At 71.3% G+C, this 21,161-nt stretch carries 14 protein-coding genes; 4 read left to right on the top strand and 10 right to left on the bottom strand.

Annotation, left to right across the window (positions count from 1 at the left end; translation table 11 throughout):
* Positions 1 to 39: 39 nt before the first annotated feature.
* From PGH47_RS39855 to PGH47_RS39835, 5 genes are all read right to left on the bottom strand, one after another.
* Positions 40 to 3,345: a type I polyketide synthase gene (locus PGH47_RS39855; protein ID WP_271667524.1), complete on the bottom strand. Its 3,306-nt coding sequence runs from the start codon at positions 3,343 to 3,345 to the stop codon at positions 40 to 42.
* A complete protein-coding gene (locus tag PGH47_RS39850) occupies positions 3,345 to 4,601 on the bottom strand; it encodes an MFS transporter (RefSeq protein ID WP_271667523.1) in 1,257 nt (418 codons plus the stop codon). The genes PGH47_RS39855 and PGH47_RS39850 overlap by 1 nt, the downstream gene beginning before the upstream one ends.
* Positions 4,602 to 4,948: 347 nt before the next feature.
* A complete protein-coding gene (locus PGH47_RS39845; protein ID WP_271667522.1) occupies positions 4,949 to 6,850 on the bottom strand; it encodes an acyl-CoA synthetase in 1,902 nt (633 codons plus the stop codon).
* The gene (locus PGH47_RS39840; protein WP_271667521.1) at positions 6,847 to 7,809 is read right to left on the bottom strand and encodes a fumarylacetoacetate hydrolase family protein; all 963 of its coding nucleotides are present in this window, start codon (positions 7,807 to 7,809) and stop codon (positions 6,847 to 6,849) included. The genes PGH47_RS39845 and PGH47_RS39840 overlap by 4 nt, the downstream gene beginning before the upstream one ends.
* The gene (locus PGH47_RS39835) at positions 7,806 to 8,933 is read right to left on the bottom strand and encodes a VOC family protein (RefSeq protein WP_271667520.1); all 1,128 of its coding nucleotides are present in this window, start codon (positions 8,931 to 8,933) and stop codon (positions 7,806 to 7,808) included. The genes PGH47_RS39840 and PGH47_RS39835 overlap by 4 nt, the downstream gene beginning before the upstream one ends.
* Positions 8,934 to 9,068: 135 nt before the next feature.
* Between PGH47_RS39835 and PGH47_RS39830 the strand changes: the two genes are divergently transcribed.
* Together PGH47_RS39830 and PGH47_RS39825 are read left to right on the top strand one after the other, a co-directional pair.
* Complete coding sequence (locus PGH47_RS39830; RefSeq protein WP_271667519.1) at positions 9,069 to 9,719, top strand: TetR/AcrR family transcriptional regulator; 651 nt, start codon at positions 9,069 to 9,071, stop codon at positions 9,717 to 9,719.
* 139 nt (positions 9,720 to 9,858) lie between these two features.
* Positions 9,859 to 10,503, top strand: a complete 645-nt coding sequence (locus PGH47_RS39825) for a TetR/AcrR family transcriptional regulator (RefSeq protein WP_271667518.1) — start codon at positions 9,859 to 9,861, stop codon at positions 10,501 to 10,503.
* On the opposite strand, the gene PGH47_RS39820 is transcribed toward PGH47_RS39825, so the two are convergent.
* From PGH47_RS39820 to PGH47_RS39805, 4 genes are all read right to left on the bottom strand, one after another.
* Positions 10,490 to 11,338, bottom strand: a complete 849-nt coding sequence (locus PGH47_RS39820) for an NAD(P)H-binding protein (protein ID WP_271667517.1) — start codon at positions 11,336 to 11,338, stop codon at positions 10,490 to 10,492. The two genes, PGH47_RS39825 and PGH47_RS39820, sit on opposite strands and share 14 nt — an antisense overlap.
* 25 nt (positions 11,339 to 11,363) lie before the next feature.
* A complete protein-coding gene (locus PGH47_RS39815; RefSeq protein WP_271667516.1) occupies positions 11,364 to 12,185 on the bottom strand; it encodes a transferase in 822 nt (273 codons plus the stop codon).
* Positions 12,182 to 13,447, bottom strand: coding sequence for a glycosyltransferase family 4 protein (locus PGH47_RS39810; protein ID WP_271667515.1), 1,266 nt, complete (start codon positions 13,445 to 13,447; stop codon positions 12,182 to 12,184). Before PGH47_RS39810 ends, PGH47_RS39815 begins: the two co-directional genes overlap by 4 nt.
* A 64-nt stretch (positions 13,448 to 13,511) precedes the next feature.
* The gene (locus PGH47_RS39805; RefSeq protein ID WP_443048600.1) at positions 13,512 to 15,662 is read right to left on the bottom strand and encodes an alpha-galactosidase; all 2,151 of its coding nucleotides are present in this window, start codon (positions 15,660 to 15,662) and stop codon (positions 13,512 to 13,514) included.
* On the opposite strand from PGH47_RS39805, the gene PGH47_RS39800 reads away from it, so the two are divergent.
* Together PGH47_RS39800 and PGH47_RS39795 are read left to right on the top strand one after the other, a co-directional pair.
* On the top strand, positions 15,661 to 16,698 hold the full coding sequence (locus PGH47_RS39800; RefSeq protein WP_271667513.1) for a LacI family DNA-binding transcriptional regulator: 1,038 nt from the start codon (positions 15,661 to 15,663) through the stop codon (positions 16,696 to 16,698). The two genes, PGH47_RS39805 and PGH47_RS39800, sit on opposite strands and share 2 nt — an antisense overlap.
* A 93-nt stretch (positions 16,699 to 16,791) precedes the next feature.
* Complete coding sequence (locus PGH47_RS39795) at positions 16,792 to 19,254, top strand: CBM35 domain-containing protein (protein ID WP_271667512.1); 2,463 nt, start codon at positions 16,792 to 16,794, stop codon at positions 19,252 to 19,254.
* A 59-nt stretch (positions 19,255 to 19,313) separates the two neighbouring features.
* Here the strand turns inward: PGH47_RS39795 and PGH47_RS39790 are convergent, their stop codons facing one another.
* A complete protein-coding gene (locus tag PGH47_RS39790) occupies positions 19,314 to 21,080 on the bottom strand; it encodes an ABC transporter ATP-binding protein (protein WP_271667511.1) in 1,767 nt (588 codons plus the stop codon).
* Positions 21,081 to 21,161: the final 81 nt, after the last annotated feature.

The following is a 21,161-nucleotide window of genomic DNA, read 5'->3' as shown; positions in this document are numbered from 1 at the left end:
GGTCGCGGTCGAGTGCGGCGGATATGCCGTTCAGCCCGGTCACTTGGCCACCGTGCCGTTGAGCCGGTCGGAGACGGCGGCGGTCTGGAGCGCGAGCAGCTGGGAGAGCTGGGACATCATCTGCAGCTGTATCTGCGACATCTGCTGGATCTTGCGGGCGAGGTCCTCCAACTCCTCGCGGGTGGCGTACTCGGGGGCGGCGGACGCCACGGGGGCGGCGGGCTCGGCAGCCAGTGGGGGCGCGGGCGCGGCGACCGTCGGCAGGGACACAGGCTCCGAAACCGGAGCAGGCACCGGCACAGGCACGGGCTCCGGCTCGCGCACAGCGGCAGGTGGCTGCTGCGGCTTCTGCTGCCCCGCCGCCACCGGCATCCGCGCCACCATGAACTCCGCGAGGCGCCGCGGCGTACCCGTCTCCTCGAAGAGCTGTCGCATCGTCACCTTGACCTGGTGCTCCTGCTCCAGCTCCCGCAGCACGCTGATCATCTGGAGCGAGTCGGCGCCGAGGTCGAAGAAGGTCGCGTCACCGAGGATCGCCGACGGCTCCTCGCCGAGATGCCGGGCCGTGGTCCGGACGATGCTGTGGAGTACATGCGTGACCGCTGCGTCTTGCTGAACCACTTCGGCTCCCTCTCTCGCTGCTGTTCCCGTGCTCCGGGCCGCCAACCGCGGCCCCGTCCAGTGGTCCTTGTGCTGAAATCGGTAGCCGGGCAGAGGCACGCGCCGGCCCCCGCTGCCGGCCAGCGGCACCCGCCAGTCGACGTCCGCGCCCGCGCAGTGCAGTCCCGTCGCCGCACCCCACAGCGCGCCGAGCCCCGCGCCTCGGCGCAGGGAGGGCAGGGACGCGACGCCGGGCAGTGCGCGACGGGCCAGGCCGCTGAGGATGGTGTGCGGCCCGATCTCCAGCAGTACGTCGGGCTGCCCGGCACCGATGCCGTGCAGCGCCAGGTCGTAGCGGACGGGCTCGCGGGTGTGCCGTACGAGATGGTCCGCGTCCGGGATCCAGCCGGGCGGGTGGGTCACGCCGTCCAGCGCGCTGACGAACGGGATGCCCACCGGCCGCAGGGACACGTCGGCGAGGACCTTCCGGAACTCCTCCAGCATCGGTTCCATCAGGGCGGTGTGGAAGGCGCGGGTCACCGGCAGCCGCTGCCCCGGAGTGCCGCGTTCCGCCAGCAGGGCGCACGCCCGGTCGACGGCCTCCGCGGTTCCGGCGAGGACCTGGGCGCGGTCCCCGTTGGTCACGGCCGCCTCCAGACCGGGCACTTCGGCGGCCAGGGCGAGGGCCGCGGTCCGGGCGAGCGGTGCCGCCACCATCGCGCCGGGGGCGCAGCGGCGCTGCATCAGCCTGCCGCGTTCGACGGTGAGGCGCAGTCCGTCGTCGAGCGAGAGGGCTCCGGCCGCGTACAGGGCGGCGTACTCACCGACGCTGTGCCCGGTGACGGCGTACGGCTCGACGCCGGTCTCGCGCCACAGCCGGACAAGTGCGCATTGCAGGGCGAACAGCGCGGGTTGCGCGATGTCGGTGTCCTGGACGGCGCCTTCTTCCGGGACACGGCCGGTGAACAGCGGGTCGCCGGTGAGTTCGCGGTGGCGGTGCTCGCAGGCGTCGAGCACTTCTCGGACGACGGGAAAGCGGTCGTGGAGGGCCGTGGTCATTCCCGGGTGTCCGCTGCCCTGCCCGGTGAACTGGAAGGCCACGCGCGCGTGCCCGTCGTGCGGTGCCGTACCGGTGTGGACCGCCGCTCCGGCGTTCCCGGCGAGCCAGCCGTCGAGGGCGTCGGCGAGGGCGGCCGGGTTGGTGCCGCGGACCGCCAACCGGTGGCGGCCGTGGGTGCGGCCGAGTGCGGCGGTGGTGACGAGGTCCGTCAGCTGCGGTGCGGGCGGCTGACGTAACCGCTCGCTCAGGGCGCGGGCGTTGTCCGCGAGCGCGTCGGCGCTGCTCGCGGAGACCAGGAGCACGTCCGGTGGTGCTGCGCCTTCGGTCCGGGGCGTGGGATCCGGGGCCTGCTCCACGATCAGATGGACGTTGGTGCCGCCGACCCCGAGTGAGGTGAGACCGGCGCGGCGCGGCCCGTCACCCTGTGGCCAGGGGCGGGCGGTGCGCGGGATGTAGAAGGGGCTGTGGTCGAGGTCGAGGGCGGGGTTGGGTTCCTCGAAGTTGGCCATCGGCGGGATGACGCCGTGCTTCAGGACGAGCAGGGTCTTCACCAGCCCGGCCAGGCCCGAGGCGGCGTCGAGGTGGCCGATGTTGGCCTTGGTCGAGCCGAGGGCGCAGTAGCCGGTGCGGTCGGTGTCCTCGCGGTAGGCGCCGGCGGCTCCGTCGAACTCGATGGGGTCGCCCTTGAGGGTGCCGGTGCCGTGGGTCTCCAGGTAGCCGATGGAGTCCGCGCCGACGCCGGCCCGCCGCAGGGCCTGCCGGATGGCGACGCGCTGGCCCTGTGCGCTGGGGGCGGTGAACGCCTTCTTGTCCGCTCCGTCGTTGCTGATGCCCCAGCCGCTGATGACACCGTGGATCGTGTCGCCGTCGGCGACGGCCCTGGCCAGCCGCTTCAGTACGACGGCCAGGACGCCGGTCCCGCCGACGGTGCCGTCGGCGCCCGCGTCGAAGGCCCTCAGCCGGCCCGATCGGGAGAGGATCGAGCCTTTGACGTACCGGTAGCCGAGGATCTGCGGCACATGGACGGCGGTGGCGCCGACGAGGGCGACGTCGCAGTCGTCCATCAGCAGGGACTGGCCGGCGGACTGCACGCCGACGAGTGAACTGGAGCAGCCGGTCTGGACGTTGACGGCGGGGCCGGTCAGTCCCAGCCGGTAGGCGACGCGGTTGGCCGTGAAGTCGGCGTAGTTGCCGACCGTGATCTGGATGCCGGCCATCCAGTCGGTGACGGGTTCGCTGGGCAGGACGTTGTTGAGGAGGTAGCTCTGGAGCGTGTAGAGGTGGTAGCCGGTGCTGGCGTAGACGCCGATGCGGGTGCCGTCGCGTTCGTCCGGGTAGCCGGCGTTCTCCAGGGCGTGCTGGGCGCATTCCAGGAACATGCGGTGCTGGGGGTCCGTGATCCGGGCCTCGCGGGCGCTCATTCCGAAGTGCTGGGCGTCGAAGCCGGCGATGTCGTCCACCACGCCGGAGGCGCCGACGAAGTCCGCCGCGCCATACTCCTCGGCGGGGACGCCGGCGGCGGCCAGTTCCTCGTCCGTGAAGCGGGTGATGCTGTCCGTGCCGTCGTGGACGATGCGCCAGAGGTCCTCGGGCGTGTCGGCGCCGGGGAGGCGGAAGGCCATGCCGATGACGGCCAACCGGGGGTCAGGAGCGGATATCCGGGGGTCCGGGTCGTTCGGGGGCATCAGCCGCGTCCTTCCGTCACCGTCGACGTGTCACGGTCGACCGTCTTGTCCTCGACGCCGGGGTCGCGGGTGCCGCCCCGTCTGAGCAGTACCAGCAGCAGGGCCAGGCACAGGGCGATCGCGAGGCCGTGGAAGGCGGCCACGACCTGGAGCGGTGAGAAGGCCTCCAGCAGGGCGCCGCTGACGAGCATGCCGAGTCCGAATCCGGTGTTCTCGGCGGAGGCGGAGAGCCCGAAGAGGCGGCCGCGCTGCTCGTCGGGGGCGGTCTGGAGCCTCGACACGTAGACGATCTCGGTGAAACCGTCTGCGGCTCCGGCGACGAGCGCGGCGATGACGGCGGGCACGGTGGGCAGTCCGCAGAACACCACGATGAACCCGGCCGACATCACACAGGCACCAAGGGCGAAGGCCCGCTCCCCCGGCGTCCGCCCGCTCTTCTTGGTGACACGGCCGATGACCTGCTGGGCGACGATGTTGCCGATGGCCCAAGTCGCCCAGAACTGGCTGATGAACGTCGCCGGATGGTCGGGATCCAGGCCACTGGAGTAGATCGGCAGGGCGACGTTGTGGGACGAGGAGCCGAGTCCGTCCACCGCCCGGATCGCGATCATCGCCATCAGCACCGGCGCCGTGCCGAGCAGCATCCGCGCGGTCCAGCGTGCGGCGTCGGAGGAGTCCGCGGACCCGGTGCCGGCCGCGGCGGCCTTGGTGCGCACGGGCAACAGGAACAGCACCGTCGCCGAGACCACGAAGGTCGCCGCGTCCAGCGCGAACGCGGCCGAATACCCGAGCTTCGCCACCACCAGACCCGACGAGGCGAATCCGGCGATCATCGCGAGCGAACGCCCCGTCACCAGCAGCCCGTTGGCACGCACCCGGTGCTCGGCCCCGACGATCTCCGGGATGCTGCTGCGCAGGGACACCTGGGACAGCGTCGAGCAGCCGCCGGTGATCACGGCGAGGGCGTAGAGCAGCCCCACCCGCATGCCGTCCGGTGCCAGCAGCAGTGACAGCAGGGCCAGTGCCTGGCACAGGTCGGCGCCGACCATCAGCCGCTTGCGGTCGTAGACCGACACGAGCCTGCCGCTGACCCAGCCCGAGACGACGTTCGTGGCCAGGCGTACGGTCATGAAGAGCCCGGCGGCCAGTGCGCTGCCGGTGGCGTCGTAGACGAAGACGTTCAGCGCCACCATGTTCAGGTAACTGCCGTACGCCGAGATGCCGTTGCCCAGGACGAGCAGACGGAAGTACCTCATGCACCTTCCCCTGGTCTGCATGAAGGGTGTGAGTGATGTGCGGCCGGAGTGCCCCTGCCCGCCCGCTCAGTCGCGAGTCGGACCCCAAGCGGACGGCGGACGCCGACGCGGCCAAGCCCACCGCTGTCGCACGGCGTGTTCAAGCCCCCATTGCCGGCCCAGCACAGAAACCATTCCCCCTATACGCCGCCGGACAGCGGCCATTGGTTCGTCACCCAAGCAGACCCGGACAGGCGTGTTCAAGACTCCAGTGAGGTCTGGACGTCTTCCGGTCCGGATTTGGCGATATCGGTGCGCTCTCCGACCGCGTGTCGGCCGTCGGCATCGGCATCACCTGCGGGAGTGCGTCAGTCCTCACCTCGCTGCTGCCGGACAACTCGGCAGGTCACGGCGAGTTTGCCGACCCTGCGTTCCACTTCCGCCGCTGCGCCGGGCGGCGTCGAGGAGCGCAGGGTCACGGTGACCGCCACCGATCCGGAGTCGGCTCGGGCGTCGATCTCCGCCACGTGCTCGATGCCGGCGAGGACGTCGGTGAGTACGCGGCGTGCCGCGTCGGCGCGCAGCGGGAGCTTGTACGGCTTGCCGACCGCGGTGACGGGGAGCGCGTCGAGGACGCGGACGGCCTTGGGGGCGGCGGCCGACTCGCTGACGTGGGCGGCGGCCCAGGCCCGGAGTTCGGTCTCGTCGACCGTACCGTCGGACAGCGTCACGTACGCGACCGGCACCTCGCCGGCCCGTTCGTCGGGCTGTCCGACGGCCTGGGCCCCGGTGACCGCGGGGTGCGAGAGCAGGGCGTCCTCGATGACACGGGGGTCGATGTTGTGGCCGCCGCGGATGATGAGGTCCTTCGCCCGGCCGGTGAGGTGGAGGAAACCGTCCTCGTCGAGGTAGCCGAGGTCGCCGGTGTCGAGCCAGCCGTCGGTCACCTTTCCCTGACCGCTGATCAGGTGGCCGTCCCCGGCACGCCCCTGGACATAGCCGGGGAAGACGGTCGGGCCGCTGATGAGGATGGTGCCGACCGCACCGGCCGGCCGCTCGGCGCCGGTGTCCGGGTCGGCGATCCTGATCCTCTGGTACGGCAGCCGCTGACCGACCGATCCGGGCCTGCGGACGTCGAGGAAGCCGCGGACGCTGGCGCAGGTCGCCTCGGTCAGGCCGTATCCCTCCAGCAGCGGTATCCCGGTCGCCGTCTCGAAGTCGGCGCGCACCCCGTCGGGCAGAGCGGAGGCGCCGACCATCGCGCACCGCATCGAGCCGACGTCGTGCCCGTCGACGGGGCACGCGGCCAGGACGGCGTACACCGTGGGCACGGCGCTCATCGTGGCGATGCGGTAGTGCTCGACGATGCGCCAGAAGTCGGCGTAGAGGTTGATGTCGCGGTAGCCCAACGGGCCTGCCCAGACGACTCGTTGCCCTCGGAAGAGCGGGGCGAGCAGCGTGACGACGAGTGCGTTGACGTGGAAGAGCGGCAGCGCGGCGAACACGACCGAGTCGTCGTCCAGCACGGAGTTGGCCGCGATCATCCACGCGTCGGACACCTCGTTGGCGTGCGTGTGGGCGGCGAGTTTCGGCGCTCCGGTGGTGCCGCCCGTGTGGAAGAAGGCGGCGAGGTCGGTGCTCGTGGGCGGCTCGCCGAGGAAGCGGTCGTCCGGGCGGTCGGCCGCGGCGTCGGCGAGGCGGGCCACCGTGGCGTTCTCCACGGACGGCAGCTGCTCGGTCGGGCCGGCGGTGGGGTTCAGCAGGAGCACATGGTCCACCAGGCCCTGCCGGGCGAGTTCGGCGGCGGTGGCGAACGCCTCGGGGTCCAGCTCCGGGGAGGCGGTGACGATGACGCGGGCGCCGGCGCGGCGGACCAGCTCGGCGACGTGGTCACGGGCGAGCGCCGGGTTGACTGGTGCGGCGATGCCGGCGAGCTGGGCGGCGAGGAGCGCGGTGACGAGTTCGTCGCAGTTCGGGGCGAGCAGGGCGACGGCATCGCGGCGGTGGACGCCGAGGCGGTGCAGGGCGTTGGCCGCCCGGTGGACGTCGGCGAGGAGGTCCGCGTGGGTGCGGTTCCTGGGTGTGCGCCAGGACGCGGCGTCGGGGAGGACGGTGAGCGCGGTCCGCTCGGGCCACCGGTCCGCGGCCCGGCGCAGCAGGTCGTACGAGGTGGCGGGCAGGCCGCGCGCGGCGAGCGGGGTGGCCTCGATGGCGGCCAGGTCGTCGGGGTGGTCGTAGCGCGGCCACGCCATGGGGGTCTCGGTGGTCACGCGTACCTCACCTTGGTCTGCTGGGTGCCGAGGTCGATGGCGCCGTCGGGGGTGCGGATGGACAACTCAAGGACGTCGCCGTCCCGGAGGTACTTGTCGTTCTTCGCCTGCGACTTGAAGAACGCCTTCCACTTCATCGCCGGCGGGAGGAGCGCGCCGATGATCTCCACCGGCTTGGGCGGCGCTTTCAGAGCCGTGCCGCCGGGTGTGCCGGTGAGGATCAGGTCGCCCGGTGCGAGGGCCTGGAAGCGGGAGAGTTCCTGGAGCGCCCGGAGCGGGCTGTAGATCATGTCGGTGAGGTCGCTGTCCTGGCGGATCTCGCCGTTGACCTTGAGTACGAGCCGGAGTTCGGGGAGGCAGTCGAGTTCGTCGGCGTCCAGCAGGACCAGTGCGGGGCCGACCGGGGTGAAGGTCGGGTAGGACTTGGCCTCGTAGAACTGGGTCTTGGGGAGCTGTACGTCGCGTGCGGAGACGTCGTTGGTGATGACCAGTCCGGCGATGTGGTCCCTCCAGTTGTCGGCGGTCACCGTCGTGCCGACGTCGAGGGGGCGTCCGACGACCAGGCCGAGTTCGATCTCGTGGTCGAGGAAGCGGACGTGGGCCGGTTTCACGATCTCGTCGAAGGGTCCGCTCATGGAGCCGGAGGTCTTGCGGAAGAACGTCAGCGGGACGGTCTCGGGGTTCATGCCCGAGTCGCGCACATGGGAGACGTAGTTGGTCATCTGCGCGACCACCCGGCAGGGCGCGGTGACCGGGGAGACGAGCGGGAGTTCGGCGATGCGGTGTGGCTGCGTCGTCGCGGTGCCGGCGCGGGCCTCGGCCAGGGCCATGTGGACCGTGACGACGTCGTCGAGGAGTTCGGCGGTCGTCTTCGCGGGTGTCTCGACGGGTACGGCACGGTGTTCGTCGAGCGCGACCCACCACGCTCCCTCGGCGGTACGGAGGACGGAGACGGTCATGTGGTCGCCACTTTCATCAGGCCGCGCAGGCGCTCTAGGTCGAATTCGTTGTCGTCGGACTTCAGGGCTGTGATGATCGAGCGCAGCTCGGCGAGCGACTCGCGTCCGGGGGCGATGCCCAGGAAGTCCTTGGTGGCAGGCGGGCCCCACTGCGCCAGGCCGGAGGCGGTCATGGGTGCCCAGCCCGGCTCCAGGGTGGAGTCGAACATGTCGCTGTCGGTGAAGTGCTCGACCAGGAAGCCGTCGGGGTCGCGCCAGTAGTCGAAGATCTGGCTGCCCTGGATGTGCCGGCCGATCCCCCAGGACCGCCGGTAGCCCTCGCTGAGCAGGTGCTGACCGCCGGCGGCCAGCGCGTCGAGGTCGGTGACCTCGTAGGCCGAGTGCACATACCGGTTGGAGGGGCCGAGGGTGAGGGCCAGGGTGTGGTGGTCGGTCAGGGTCCGGCCGCGGTCGCAGCGGATGAAGCTCATGGTGGGGCCGCGCTCGCGCTGACCGGCGTAGTAGAGGAAGTCGCTGACTATCAGGCCGAGTTGCTCCAGGTACCAGTTCAGCGTGCGCGTGTAGGTGGTCGTCTGGAGGACGACGTGACCCAGGCGCCGGACGCCCGCCGGTTCCCGTGGGGGCCGCTGGGTGGCGTTGACTCGGTCGAGGCCGCCGCCGAAGTTGAGCGCCTGTGTGCCCTGCGCCGCCCGGGCGGGCAGTTCGTCGGTGTCGGCGACGACACGCACCGGTAGTCCGCTCGGGTCGAGCAGTTCGACGACCGAGCCGCCCAGCTGCTCCGGGAGCGACCTGACCGTGGTGCCTGCGGTCTCGGCCAGCCGCAGCAGGTCGCGGGTGTCCGCGGCGCGGAAGGCGGGGCCGAGGAACCGCGAGCCGCGCCCTTTCCTGATGATCACGCAGGGTGCGCCGGCCTGCGTCCCCCGCAGATGCAGCTCGCGGCCGTCACGGTACGACGTGACGAAGCCGAACGCCCGGGCGAAGACCTCGGCCCGGTCCAGGTCGGGCTTGCGGAACTCCAGCCACGCGATGTCGTGGACCTTGATCACCGGGTTCGTCGCCCGGCCCGGATGCTCTCCGGGGAGTGCGCCCTGCTCGGAATGCAGGTCGTTGTGCGTGCCACCCACGGCCACCACCTCCTGAAGGAATATTCACTTCCGAATCAGACGTCAGTCAAGAGAACTGAAGAAATCTTCAGGAAACAGAAGAGTGCAGCTAGAGTGCGGGGTGAAGGCAGTGCCGGCGGGATGGAGGATGGTGTGATGGCCGAGCGGACCGCACCCGGGCGCGTCGACCGGCGGAGGGCGCGCACGCGCACGGCGCTGGTGGAGGCGGCCCAGCGCCTGCTGGCCGAAGGGCGTACCGACGTCCCCATCCTGGAGATCACGGAGCTGGCCGACATCGGGGTCGGCTCGTTCTACAACCACTTCGACAGCAAGGAAGAGCTCTTCCGCGTCGCGGTGGCCGAGGCGCTGGAGTGGTGGGGCTCGCTGATGGACCGTCTCACCGCGGACATCGACGACCCGGCGGTGGCGTTCACGCAGAGCTTCCGCATGACCGGCCGGCTGCACCGCCGCCACCCGGAGCTGAGCCGCGTCCTGCTGAACCAGGGCCTGGAACTCGCGCGGTCCGAGCGTGGCCTGGCGCCCCGGGCCTTCCAGGACATCCGCGCCGCGGTCGACGTGGGCCGCTTCGAGGTGGAGGACCTGGACCTCGCTCTCACGATGACGGCGGCCGCCGTGCTGGCGCTGGGCTCGCTGCTGCACGCCCAGCCCGACCGTGACGACGCGAAGTCCGCGGACCTGGTCGCCCTCGGCCTGCTGCGGCAGTTCGGTCTCCCGGCCGACGAGGCCGCGCGGATCTGCGCGCTCGACCTGCCGGACCTCGATGTCGTCGACACCCTCGTCGGCTGAGCGCCGGGCCGGACACCGTTCCTGCTGTAGGGGATGCTCCAATTAGAGTGGACGCTTCAGCAAGCGAGCGATCACCAGAGCCCGAAGGCCCGGTACGACCACCGGGGCGGACGGCCCGGTACGACCGGGGAGGCACCCCATGACCAGTGCGCCGACGACGCGCAAGAAGCGCGCGAACGGGGTGGAGTCACGTCAGCGCATCCTCGACGCCGCCGTGGAGATCGCCGGTGAGCGCGGCTACGACGGCACCTCGATCGCGGCCGTCAGCGCCAAGTGCGGGCTGCCCGCCAGCTCCATCTACTGGCATTTCAAGGACAAGGACGACCTGATCGCCGCGGTCATCGAGCGCAGCTTCGAGGCGTGGCTCACGGCGGTCGAGCTGCCGGGCGAGGAGACGGGCACGCCGCTGGAACGGGTCACCGCCATGGCCGGCAACGTGGCGAAGTCCCTCGTCGACGCCCCCGACTTCCTGCGCCTCGGCCTCATGCTGGCCCTGGAGCGGCGGCCCACCGAACCCCGGGGGCGCACGGTGTTCCTCCAGGTCCGCGACATCACCCATCGGAAGATCGCCGAGGTGGCCGCCACCCTGTTCCCGGCCCTGGACGAGGCCGCCGTGGACACCCTCACGACCTACGCCATCGCCGGCGCGGACGGCCTGTTCGTGCACCGCGAGGTCAAGGGCGACACCGTCGACCTCGTGGCGTTGTTCGAGCTGCACGCACAGGTCGTCCACGACGCGGCGGCGAGGCTGGCGGAGGGCGGCGGCAGGCCTAGCCCGCCCTGAACGTGTCCGCGTGCTCCTCGGCCCACTGCCGGAAGGTGCGCGCCGGTCGACCGGTGACCTTCTCCACCGTGTCGGCGACCGTGCGGCCGACCTCCGGCGTGTTGCCGTATGCCTCCAGCAGGAACCCGATCACGTCCTCCGGGTGCCCCGCCGCCCGCCACTGTGCGACGGCCTCCTCCTCGCTGAGTTCCACCAGGGAGATCTCCCGGCCGCGGGCGGCGGCGATCGTCGCCACCTTGTCGCCGACGGTCAGCAGTTCGGGGCCGGTGATCACGTACTCCTGACTCCCGTGCCCCTCCTCGGTCAGGGCGACCGCGGCGACGGCTCCGATGTCGCCCTCGTGGACCATGGCGCTGAGCCGGGAGACGAACGGCTCGCGCACCTCGCCGGCTGTCGCGATGCCGTCCGCCCACTCCAGGGCGTTGCCCATGAACTCGACCGGCATGAGCACCGTCCAGTCGATCCCGTCGGCCGCCCGCACCGCCTGCTCCAGCGGCGTCGCCTCGCCGCCGTGCAGCACGGTGACCCGGCGCACGCCCGCCGCCCGGGCCAGCTCCAGGATGCGCGGTCCCGTCTCCAGCGGGGCGAAGTAGGCCCCGCCGAAGGTGATCAGGTGGACGCCGGCGACGTCCTCCAAGGCCGGGACCAGGCTGTCGGGATCGGTCAGGTCGCCCCGGACCACCTCCACGCCGGCCGGGAAGTCGGCCTTGGCCGGGTCCCGGGTGAGGGCGCGGACCGCGTGGCCGCGGGCGAGCAGTTCGGTGACGACCTGGCGGCCGACGGTTCCGGTGGCACCGGTGACAAGGATCTTCTGCGCCTGCTGTGTCTGGGTCATGGAACGACCGTAGGAGTACTTGCGGTCAGGTCCTGTCCGCAAGTACCGAGAGATCGTTGTCGACCGTGTAATAGGGCCGCACGACCGCGCCGCCGATCGTGGCCGCGGGGAGAACGAAGATGTCCTTGCGGTCCGCGACGTCGTCGAAGAGACGGCCGATCCGGACCGAGGTCTCGCCGTCGACCCGGACGAACAGGTCCCAGACCCGGTTGCCGGTACCGGCGTCACCGGCCAACTCCCCGTAGTCCACTGTGAAGGAGAACCCCCGGCCGTCCTTCCCGGCCACCGGCACGACGGTCCGTTCGGTGCCGCCCCCGCCCCGCAGGCGCAGCCGCACCGCCGGTCCCGCGCCGAAGGTGACACCGTGCAGCCGTGCCCTGACGGTCATCGATCGGTCCGTGGCATCGATGCCCTCGACCTCCGCGTGGGCGGTGCGCAGCCACGCCCGCAGCGCGACGTAGCCGTCCCTGGTGACGTACGGGACACGTACGGCGACCGGTGACGGCCAGTCGCGCAGGTGGCCGTCGACGAGGGTCCGAAGGTCCCGCAGCCCGGGGCGCAGTCGCTGCCGTGGCGCACCGGGTTCGGGGATCAGGTAGACGTCCCACCGGCCCTCGGCGAGCGCGGGCTCCGGCTCCAGGACGGCACGCGGCCGGCCGTCCTCCGTCGGTTCCAGGTCGAGGGTGTGGAGGACCTTCCCGGGCTGCCCCTTCTTGGGGCGGAGTCGCAGCAGCAGCCGGCCCGTGGCCGACGGTGCCCGCAGCGCGAAGGTGAGGCGGCCGTCCGCGTCGGCCGTGCAGTCGGTGCGGAGGTCGGCCACGCTCGTCGTGCCTTGTCCGGTGGTCATCGGTTTCCCTTCCGTACCGTGTGCAGCGCACCCGAGGCCACGGCGTACGCGGCGTCGCGTGCGGCGAAGCCCTGGCTGACCAGGGCGCGTTGTATTCGGCCGCGTTCCGGTGCCACCCGTCGCGCGGTCCCCCGTGCGGCCATCGCCTCGTCGATGAGCCGCTCGGCCTGCTCCACGACCGGGACCGGGCCGAACCGTCGCGCGTTCTCCAGTGCCCTGCGGCCCATGCGTCGGCGCCGCTCGTCGTCACGTACGAGTTCCAGCAGTGCGGCGCTCATCGACTCGCGGTCTCCGACGGGGACGAGCCGGCCGTCGGTGCCGTCCTCGATGATCTCGCCGGGGCCGTAAGGGCAGTCGGTGCTGACGACCGGCAGGCCGCAGCGCATCGCCTCCACGATCGTCATGCCGAACGGTTCGAAGTTGGCCGCGGTCGCGCCGATCGAGCCCTTGACCCACTCAGCCTCCATGGGCGCCGCGGCTCCCATCAGGAAGGCGTGGTCGCTCAGGCCGAGGTCCTCGATGAGCTGCCGCAGCCGCGCCTGTTCCTCGCCCTTGCCGTAGATGCGCAGCCGCCAGTCCGGGTGGGCGGCGGCGACCGGGGCAAAGGCCTCGATAAGGAGGTCGTAGCGCTTCACCGGGACCAGCCGGCCGGCCGCGACGATCACCTTCGCCCTGCCGTCCGCCGCGGGCAGCACCGGGTCGGGGACGCTGTTCGGGAGTGCCTCCACCCGGACTCCGGGCAGGCGCATCTTGCGCCGGTAGGAGGCGGCGTCCGCCTCGGTGACCGTGGTCAGCACGTCGAGCCGGCGGTAGGCGCGACGCAGCGCGATGCGCAGCCGGGGCGAGTGGTTGTCGAGGGTGAGGTGCTCCTGCCCGATGCGGACGACGTGCTCCGGCGCCTGGCGCGCGAGGTGCACATTGAGCCCAGGACGGGTGCCGATGACGACCTCGGCGTCGGTCCGCGCCAGACATTCGCCGATCCGCTGGTCGGTCAGTTCGCTGTACTGCCCGTAGCGGTATTCGGCGGCGGGGAACACCCGCGCCGGTCTGAGATGCAGAGGATGTTCCTTCTCATGTCTCAGGTCCACCAGTGGCCTTAACGACACTCGCGGGTCCAGGGCGAAGTTCGGGCGTTCGCGGTGCCTCAGGACGGAGACGATCTCCACCTCGTGCCGGTCGGCGAGTGCCTGGGCCAGGTTGAACGTGGTGGTGATCGTGCCTCCGATCCCGTAGGCGTTGTGGAGCAGGAAAGAGATCTTCATGGCGGACTAGACCCCGCCGAGTCCCGTTCCGTTGCCTGCTGTTACCGCTCCGTTGCCTTGCAGGTCATGTACTGGACAGGCGGACCAGCAGAACACCGGGTGCGCGCGGCAGTTTCACCCGCAGTGCCCCGTCCTCGTCCCGGACCACCGAGCCGGCCGGCGGCGAGGACGGGTGGAGGATCTCCACACGCGCCTCGCGGTCCGCCAAGCGGTCGATGGGCAAACGGAGTTCGTTCTGTCCGCCACGGCGCCAGACGGTGAGGTATGTCGTGCGGTCGTCGGGTGACCGCATGCCCAGTGCCAGCCATTCGTCCGTCCACCCGGGCAGCCCCAGCGGCCAGAACGGCACGGCTCGTGACAGGTCGCGGCGGATCGTCTTGTAGGTGGCCAACGCGGCCTGCACTAGAGCGAGTTGGTGCTTCGTCATACGGTCCAGATGGCCCGACAGATGGATCCGGCCGAGCAGGGCCCCGCCGAGGGTGAACGCGATCAGGTCGTCGTCGTACTCGGGTTGCGGGTAGGCCCAGACGGCGCCTTGCTCGGGAGGTACGGCGCTCGGTGCGGCGGCGGCGATCGGCGGGTAGCGCAGCGGGTCCTGCTGGTCGCTGGTGGACTGGAGCTGGGTGACGGCGAGCGTGGCCCCGTCCATACGCATCCCGCCGGAGGCGCAGTTCTCGATCACGAGATGCGGGTACCGGTCCAGGACTTCGGAGAGCCAGTCCAGGTAGGCGTGGGCGTGGCCGAGCAGCCCGGCGCCGGGTGAGAGGTCCCCGGGGGCCGTCGTTCCCGGGGCGATCACGATGTTGTAGTCCAGCTTGAGATAGCCGACGCCCCACTCGCCGACGATCCGGTCGATCGCCTCGTCGAGGTGGGCGCGGGCGGCGGGATGGCGCAGGTCGAGCTGGTGGCGGCCCTGTTCGGTGAGCCGTACGCCGTCGCGCTGGAAGAAGGCGTCCGGCGGGAGTGCGGCGGTGAGGGGGCTGCGTACTCCGACGACCTCCGGCTCCAGCCACAGTCCGGGCACCATGCCGCGCTCACGGATCCGGTCGAGGACCACCGCGATCCCGCCGTCGGGGAACCGGCGCGTCGAGGGCAGCCACTCACCGACGCCGTCCCACCAGCCGCCGTCGGCCGAGTCGTCGTACCAGCCGGCGTCGACACAGAAGTACTCCGCACCCGCCTCGGCGGCCGCGTCGATCAGGGGCAGCAGCTTCTCGGTGGTGGGGTCGCCCATGAGCGTGTTCATGTAGTCGTTGAAGACGACCGGGAGCGTGCCGTGGTCGGAGTGCGGGCGGCGTCCGGCCCGGCGGTACGAGGTCACTGCGCCCATCGCCTCGTCGAGCCCGGAACCGACGGCGAGCACACCCGGCACGGTGGTGAACTCCTCGCCCGTGCCGAGCCTGACCCGCCACTGGTGCTCGGCGTCGGTGGGCCCGTGCAGCGCGAGGTGGGTGCCGTGCGCGCTCTCGCCCAGCTCCCAGCGCCAGCCGGCCGGGGACTCGACCTGCCACAGCCAGGTCCGCCCACTGCCCCGCTCGGTGAGCGCCCCCATCGGCAGATGACCGTCGGCGGGCCAGCTGCCGCGCCCGGCCAGGACGAGGGCGGCACGGCTGGCGTGGCCGTGGACAGCACGGTTGATGTCGGCCACGGTGCCGCGCAGCGGCTCGGTGTACCAACGGCACTCCGCGAGCCAGTCGTTGCGTGCCCGCAGCACATCGAGGGCGTCGGGCGCAGGGAGCCCGCCGAGCAGCAGGCTGCTGACGGACTGGAGGACGAGAGGGCCGGCGCCGTCGTTGCGCAGCCGGACCCGGGAGCGGAGCACCGGGAGTCCGTCGGGGGACGTCAGCTCGACGAACGCCGTCAACCCTGTCGCCGGGTCGTGGAGTTCGACGTGCAGCCACCTCCAGTCGCCGCGCCTGCCGGTGCGGTGGTCCCGGTACTTCAGCCGCGTCCCGAGGGCAGTGCCGGTGAAGCACGTACCGGACCAGCCGCTGCCGTGCCCGAGCGCCGTCAACTCGATCAGCGGGAGGGCGGACTCGGGATCGACCGGACGCGGCCCGCCCGGACGGTCGAGGCCCACGAGTCGCGGAGTTCCGTCGGCGGCGACGGCGAACTCGGCACGCAGCGCGCAGTGGCCCCAACTGAACCCATCACCCTTACCGGACAAGGTGCCCCCTCTTGACGGCCCCGATGTGACCGGTAACAATCCTGGCATGCATGTGACCGGTCACACAAGGCGCCCGGCGAGCATCAGGGACGTCGCGACCGCCGCCGGCGTCTCGTACCAGACCGTCTCCCGGGTGATCAACGGGCACCCCAGCGTCAAGCCCGACACCCGCGACCGGGTGCTCGCCGCCATCGACGAACTCGGCTTCCGGCGCAACGCCACCGCGCTGGCCCTGGCCAGCGGCCGCAGCAGGGCCGTGACCGTGCTGACCGCGAACACCACCCACTACGGCTACGCATCCATCCTCCGGGGCGTGGAGGATGCGGCGCGTGCGGCGTCCCACACCGTCGGTATCGGCGTACTGGAATCGGCCGACGAGGCCGCCGTCGCCGCCCAGATCCGGCGAGCGGCGGACACGGGTGGCGGGCTGATCGTGATCGCGTACGACCCGGCCGGGGTACGGGCTCTCGATGCCGTCCCGGCCGGGCTCCCGGTCGTGGGCGTGGTCGAGACCCCGGCGAGCCCGCCCGGCGGTGACCGCCCCTGGGTGTGGACCGACGACCGCGAGGCCGCCTACGAGGCGACGCGCCATCTGCTCTCCCTGGGACATGAGACGGTCCACTACGTCGCCATCCCTTCCAGCACCCGCCGCACGAGCGCCCGCACCGCCGGCCGGCGTCAGGCCCTGAGGGACGCAGGTGCTTCGGAACCCCCTCCCGTGCAGGGCGGTTGGGGTCCGGAGGGCGGTCACGCCGCAGGACTGAAGCTGGCGCGGGATCCCGCGGTCACCGCGATCCTGTGCGGCAACGACGACCTCGCGCTCGGCGTGCTGCGCGCGCTGCACGAGTGCGGCCGTGCCGTGCCCGGCGAAGTCAGCGTGGCCGGGTTCGACGACGCCCCGCACTCCGCCTATCTGACCCCGTCCCTGACGACCGTACGCCTGGACTTCACCGGGCTGGGAAGGGCCGCGTTCGCCCTGCTGCACGGCGTATTGGAGGAGGCCACGCAGATCGTCCCGCGCCCCGTGTCGGTTCCGGAGCTGGTGGTCCGGGAGAGTTCCGGGCCGCCGCCCGCCACCGCCTGAGCCCTGATCGCCCGGACGGCGACCGCAACGCGCCCGACGAGCGCCGCTGTCGCGGGTCCCGCTTCCTGAACCACCCTCCTCGAAAGGCACGTGATGCGGACAAGCGCTTTCCCCGTCCCGGCACCGGACCCGCAGCGCCTCACCGTGGATCTCGCCGTCTCCGAGGGCCCGGTGCTGCTCGGCGCCAACGGCGCGCTGTACGGGCTCAGCGACGACGGAGTGCCCTGCGACGCCGCGCTGGAACCGCTGAAGATCACCAGCGTCACACAGAAGCCGGAGGGCGGCGCCCAGCATCCGGGCGGCGACGCGCTGACCGTCGCCAGGTCGTTCTTCCGCACCGGCGGCGGCGAGATCCTGGTGATGATGCAGGACGTCCACGCGAAGTGGCCGTACGAGAACCTCGGCATCGACGACTACCTCCTCAAGGTCGACAAGATCGTCAAGGACGTCTCGGCGGACCCCGACAGCGACCGTTTCGTCTACATCCCGTTCAACGAGCCCGACCAGATCTGGTACGAGCTCGAAGTCGCCGACCAGGCACGGTACGAGGCCAACCGTGACCGCTTCTTCGCGGACTGGAGGACCGTGTACCGGCGCATCAAGGCCATCCACCCGGCCGCGAGGATCGCCGGCCCCAACGAGGCCGGCTACCACTCGCGCCTGCTGCGGGACTTCCTCACCTTCGCCCGGCGCGAGGACGTCCTGCCGCAGGTGATCACCTGGCACGAGCTGGACTCCGCCTCGCTGCGCGACTTCCAGGCGCACCACGACGACTACCGCTCCCTGGAGCGGGAGGCGGGCATGGCCCCGCTGAAGATCAACATCGACGAGTACGGCAACCGTCGCGATCTGTCCGTGCCCGGGCAACTCGTGCAGTGGGTCTCGATGTTCGAGCGGAACAAGGTGTACGCCAACACGGCCTACTGGGACGCCGCGGGCAACCTCAACGGCCATGTGGTCCGCTCCGGCATCCCCAACGGCGGCTGGTGGTTCTTCCGCTGGTACGCCGGACTGACCGGCGACACCGTCGAGGTGAGCCCGCCGCAGGCGAACACCGTCGACTCTCTCCAGGGCCTCGCGTCCCTCGACACCGCGCGCCGCCAGGCCCAGGTGCTGCTCGGCGGTGCCGACGGCGACTCGGACGTCGTGGTCCGCAACGTCCCTCCGTCCGTCTTCGGCGACACGGTCACCGCGACCGTCGCCGAAGCGGCCTGGTCCGGTTACGAGGGGCAGCACGCGACGCCCCTCGTACTGGCCCGGACGAAGGTGCGGGTCGGCGAGGACGGTTCGGTGACCGTGCCTCTGCGCGGCTTGCGCAGGATGTCCGCCTACCGGATCGTCCTCACCCCTGGCGGCGAGGGCACCCCGGCCCCGCCCGACGTGCCCTGGAGCGCGCGGTACGAGGCTCAGGACGCGGCCGTCACCGACGGCGAGATCCGCACCCAGGGCACGGTCGAGGACCCCAACGGCTACGCCGCCTCCGGCAATCGGGACGTCGGCTCGCTCGACCGGCCCACCAGCAAGGTCGACTTCACGGTGACGGTGCCGCACGACGGGACGTACGACCTGGCGATCCTCTACGGCAACCAGTCCGGCGCCCCCGCGACCCAGCGACTCCACATCGACGGCGGCGATCCGGTCACCGTCAGCTACCCGTCCACCCAGAACTGGACCTACCGCGCCAGGAAGGAGCTTCAGGTCCATCTGTCCGCGGGCACCCACGTGTTGACGCTCGCCAAGAGCACGGCCGAGGTCACCCTCGACCACATCGACCTGACCGCCCGCGCCGGGGAGCCCAGCGCCTCGTACGAGGCCACGCTGGCGGACATCGGCGGCAGCCCGTCGTACGACTACACCTCGTCGGCCGGGGTCGGCACGGGTGCGCTGGTACTGGGGACCGGTGACAAGGCCGTCTTCGACGTCTACGCCCCGCGCGACGGCTACTACACGGTGGTGCCGCGGGCGTCGTCGGAGGTGGAGCTGGCCCTGCACGGCGAGAGGGTGAAGGCGTTGCCCGGACGTCCCCTTCGGCTGTACCTCGCGGCGGGCAACAACCGCGTCGCGGTCCGCGCGGAGCATGCCGCCGTCCGCTCCCTCGACGTCTCCGGCGACGGCTCGGCCGAGGGCACCCTCGGCTGCCCGGCCGCCGCCGCGGCCCTCGCGGGCGGGGCGGAGCTCGTCGCATCGTCGTACGCCTCCACCGGTTCCTGCATCGGCCGGCTCGGCAACAGCCCCTCCAGTACGGCCGAATTCACGGTCGAGGCGCCGAGGCCCGGCCGTCATCTGCTGGTCGTCCACTACGCGCACGACGACCGGCGCGACAACGGCCACGCCTACAACACCGACGTCATGTCCCGCACGGCGGACATCACCGTGGGCGACGCCGAGCCGGTGAAGGTCACCTTCAAGAACACCTGGAGCCCCGACGACTACTGGACGGTGAGCGTCCCCGTGGAGCTGAAGGAGGGCGCGAACAAGGTGACGTTCGGCAACCCGACCGCGTGGGCGCCGCGCATCGACCGGATCGAACTGGGCCGAGTCGTCGGCCTGCTGTAGCCTCACCCGTCCCGCCCGTTCCACGCGATCTCGTGGGTGGAACGGGCGGGACGGGTGCGTCAGGCGACCTGGCCGCTGTGCAGTGCCGCGTACGCCCCGCCCCTGCGCAGGAGTTCCTCGTGGGTGCCGATCTCCTCGATGCGGCCGTCACCCAGCACCACGATCCGGTCCGCGCCCCGCACGGTGGACAGACGGTGGGCGACCACGAAGGTGGTGCGGCCGTGCAGGAGCCGGGCCAGCGCCTGCTGGACGAGCGCCTCCGACCGGGTGTCCAGGGCCGAGGTCGCCTCGTCCAGAACCAGCACCCGCGGATCGCGGATCAGGGCCCGCGCGATGGCCAGCCGCTGTCGCTGCCCGCCGGACAGCCGTGCCCCGCGCTCGCCGACCAGGGTGTCCAGGCCCTGCGGCAACCGGTCGACGAACTCCAGCGCGTTCGCGTCGCGCAGTGCGGCGCGCACCGTGTCCTCGTCGGCGTCGTCCATGCCGTAGGCGACGTTCTCGCGGATCGTGCCGTCGAACAGGATCGACTCCTGCGGCACGACCGACAGGAACCGGCGGTAGGTGCGCAGGTCGAGGGTGTTCATGTCCGTACCGTCGAGCAGCAGTTGCCCCGAGGTCGGGCGGATGAAGCCGATGACGAGGTTCAGCACGGTGGACTTGCCCGCGCCGGACGCGCCGACGAGGGCGATCGTCTCCCCCGGCGAGACGGACAGGGTGAAGTCACGCACGGCGGGGCGGCCCGTGTCGTAGGCGTACCCGACACCTTCGAAGGTCACGGCACCGCGCAGCGAACCGAGTTCGGCCTTGCCCTCGTTGTCCTCCAACTCGGGGGCCTGGAGGACCTCACCGACTGAGCGGACCGACTCCAGGCCCTTGGTGATGACCGGCGCCAGACCCGCCAGCGTGGTCGTGGAGTTGGTGAGGGTGGTCAGGAACGCGCTCAGCATGACGACGTCGCCGGCGGTGACGCCCCACACGCCGTAGTACGAGACCAGTGCCGCGCCGGCGAGGACCAGCACGCCGACCACGTTCAGTACGACCCAGGCGAGCGAGCCGAAGCGGCCGTTGACGAGGTCGAGGCGCATGCCGGAGGTCAGCAGCCGGTGCAGGGTGCCGTCCATGCGGCGCAGCGCCTTGCCCTCCAGGCCGTGGGCGCGGGTGACCGGGATAAGCCGGGTCATCTCCGTGACACGGGAGGAGAGGGTCTCCACCTCGTGGCGGAAGTGCTCGTTGTGAGTGCGCAGCCGGGCCCGCAGACGGGCGACGACCAGTGCGGCGGCGGGCACGACGACGAGGAAGACGGGCACGAACTCCGGTGTGCGTACGGCGATGATGACCAGGCCGCCGATGAGGACGGTGGTCGCGCCGAGCCCCGTCTCCGCGGTCTGCTGCACCATCTGCTCGACGGTCTCGACATCGCGCACGACCTTGGCCTGGAGCACGCCGGCGCTGACGCGGGAGTGGTAACCGATGGACAGCTGCTGCATGCGGGTGCACAGCGCGGAGCGCAGGCCGGTACCCATGCGGCGGACGCTGCCGTACAGCAGACGCACGTAGAGCACGTGCAGGGGGTAGTTGACCAGCAGGATGAACATGATCACGCCGGTGCTCAACCAGAGCCGGCTGATCGGCTGGTGCTGGACGACGGTGTCGATGATGGACGCGGTGATCAGCGGCAGCAGCCAGACCGGGCTGTGCTTGACGGTGAAGACGCCGACCGCCGCCGCGAGGCGGTGACGGTCGGCGCGGAACAGATAGGCGAGCGTGCGGACGGGGTGTTCGTCCCGGTAGCGGTGGTCGAGCGGTCTCTCATGCGACGACGCCACAGGCGTTGTCCTTCCCGAGGTTCCGGATGAATTGCGGGCACCTGCGCAGCAAGCGCTTTCCCATCCTGTCCCGGGAGAGAG

This window comes from Streptomyces sp. HUAS 31 (assembly GCF_028198125.1).
Classification (GTDB): Bacteria; Actinomycetota; Actinomycetes; order Streptomycetales; family Streptomycetaceae; genus Streptomyces; species Streptomyces chartreusis.
Note: the sequence above shows the minus strand (reverse complement) of the source record. Positions and strands in the feature narration are given on the sequence as shown.

Coding starts and splice junctions, on each gene's coding strand:
- PGH47_RS39855 (WP_271667524.1), bottom strand. CDS start 3,345: ATGCCCCCGAACGACCCGGACCCCCGGATATCCGCTCCTGACCCCCGG.
- PGH47_RS39850 (WP_271667523.1), bottom strand. CDS start 4,601: ATGAGGTACTTCCGTCTGCTCGTCCTGGGCAACGGCATCTCGGCGTAC.
- PGH47_RS39840 (WP_271667521.1), bottom strand. CDS start 7,809: ATGACCGTCTCCGTCCTCCGTACCGCCGAGGGAGCGTGGTGGGTCGCG.
- PGH47_RS39830 (WP_271667519.1), top strand. CDS start 9,069: ATGGCCGAGCGGACCGCACCCGGGCGCGTCGACCGGCGGAGGGCGCGC.
- PGH47_RS39825 (WP_271667518.1), top strand. CDS start 9,859: ATGACCAGTGCGCCGACGACGCGCAAGAAGCGCGCGAACGGGGTGGAG.
- PGH47_RS39820 (WP_271667517.1), bottom strand. CDS start 11,338: ATGACCCAGACACAGCAGGCGCAGAAGATCCTTGTCACCGGTGCCACC.
- PGH47_RS39815 (WP_271667516.1), bottom strand. CDS start 12,185: ATGACCACCGGACAAGGCACGACGAGCGTGGCCGACCTCCGCACCGAC.
- PGH47_RS39810 (WP_271667515.1), bottom strand. CDS start 13,447: ATGAAGATCTCTTTCCTGCTCCACAACGCCTACGGGATCGGAGGCACG.
- PGH47_RS39800 (WP_271667513.1), top strand. CDS start 15,661: ATGCATGTGACCGGTCACACAAGGCGCCCGGCGAGCATCAGGGACGTC.
- PGH47_RS39805 (WP_443048600.1), bottom strand. CDS start 15,662: ATGCCAGGATTGTTACCGGTCACATCGGGGCCGTCAAGAGGGGGCACC.
- PGH47_RS39795 (WP_271667512.1), top strand. CDS start 16,792: ATGCGGACAAGCGCTTTCCCCGTCCCGGCACCGGACCCGCAGCGCCTC.